We start from the raw sequence: 1,479 nt of genomic DNA, 5'->3' as shown, positions 1-1,479 counted from the left end.
GACGCCCTCGCGGCCCTCGACGGCGTCACCAGGTTCGTCGAACTCGGCCCGGACGGCGTGCTGTCCGCGCTCGTCCAGCAGCCCGACGCCGTCACGGCGCCGCTGCTGCGCCGCGACCGTGACGAAGTCACCACCGTGCTGACGGCGCTCGCGACCCTGCACGTCAACGGCGTCCCGGTCGACTGGTCGCCGCTGTTCACGGGCGTCCGACCGGCCGAGCTGCCGACCTACGCCTTCCAGCATCAGCGGTACTGGCTGGAGAGCCGGCCCGCGAAGGCGGTGGCCGCCGATCCCGCCGAGGCCGGGTTCTGGGCCACGATCGACCGTGGCGACCTCACCACGCTCGCCACGGAACTCGGCGTCGACCCCTTGTCCCCGCTGGAGAGCGTGCTGCCCGCGCTGACGTCCTGGCGGGCACGCGGCCGCGAGCGCTCCCGGTCGGACGGCTGGCGCTACCGGGTCGGCTGGCAGCCGGTGCCCGAGCCGGGCACGTCGGTGCTGGAGGGAACCTGGGTGCTGGTCGGCGCGGACACCGTCGGACTCGCGGCGGCCCTGACCGACCACGGTGCGCGGGTTCTGACGGTCGGAGCGGACGAGCGCGGCGCGCTCGCCCGGCGGCTGCGGGCGCTGGACGAGCCGATCGCGGGCGTGGTGAGCCTCGCCGCTCTTGAGGACGCGCCCCTGCTGGACACGTTCGCCGTCGTCCAGGCCTGCCTGGACGTCGAGTCGACGGCACCTCTCTGGCTGATCACCCGGGGCGCGGTGTCCGTCGGGAGGGCCGACGCCCCGGCCGGTCCGGTCCAGGCCCAGACCTGGGGCCTCGGTCGCACGCTGGCGCTGGAACACCCCGAGCGCTGGGGCGGTCTGCTGGACCTTCCTGCCGTCGTGGACAGTCGGGCGGCGGGTCGTGTCGCTGCCGTCCTGGGTGGTGCGCTGGGTGCGGAGGACCAGGTCGCCGTTCGCGGTGGCGGTGTGCTGGTGCGGCGCTTGGAGCATGCGCCGGTGGGTTCCGGGTCGGTCTGGAAGCCTCGGGGCACGGTGCTGATCGCCGGTGGGACGGGTGGCCTGGGGGCCGAGGTGGCGCGGTGGGCGGCGGCGAACGGTGCGGAGCGGCTGGTGCTGCTCTCCCGGCGTGGCGTGCGGGCGCCCGGGGCGGCGGAGCTGCTGGCCGAGCTGCCGATGGCGGAGATCCACGCCTGTGATCTGGCGGACCGGTCCGCGGTCGAGGCGCTGCTGGCAACGGTCGGCAAGGTCGACACGGTCGTGCACGCGGCCGGCGTCAGCGAGCACATGGCTCTGGTGGACGCGGACGAGGAGCACGTCCGCCGGGTCGTCGACGGCAAGGTCGACGGGGCGTTGCACCTGGACGCGTTGGTCGGTACGGATCTCGACGCGTTCGTGGTGTTCTCGTCGATCTCGGGTGTCTGGGGCAGCGGGGAGCAGGCGGCGTACGGGGCGGCGAACGCGGCGCTGGACGCG

1 protein-coding gene is annotated in these 1,479 nt (G+C 74.7%); it reads left to right on the top strand.

Going from position 1 to position 1,479, the window contains the following annotated elements; translation table 11 throughout:
• On the top strand, nt 1–1,479 hold a 1,479-nt coding region (locus PUR56_RS02580; RefSeq protein WP_329947673.1), incomplete at both ends, for an SDR family NAD(P)-dependent oxidoreductase.

The organism is Streptomyces sp. BE303, from assembly GCF_036290945.1.
Taxonomy (GTDB): Bacteria; Actinomycetota; Actinomycetes; order Streptomycetales; family Streptomycetaceae; genus Kitasatospora.
This window is presented reverse-complemented; position numbering and strand designations above follow the sequence as displayed.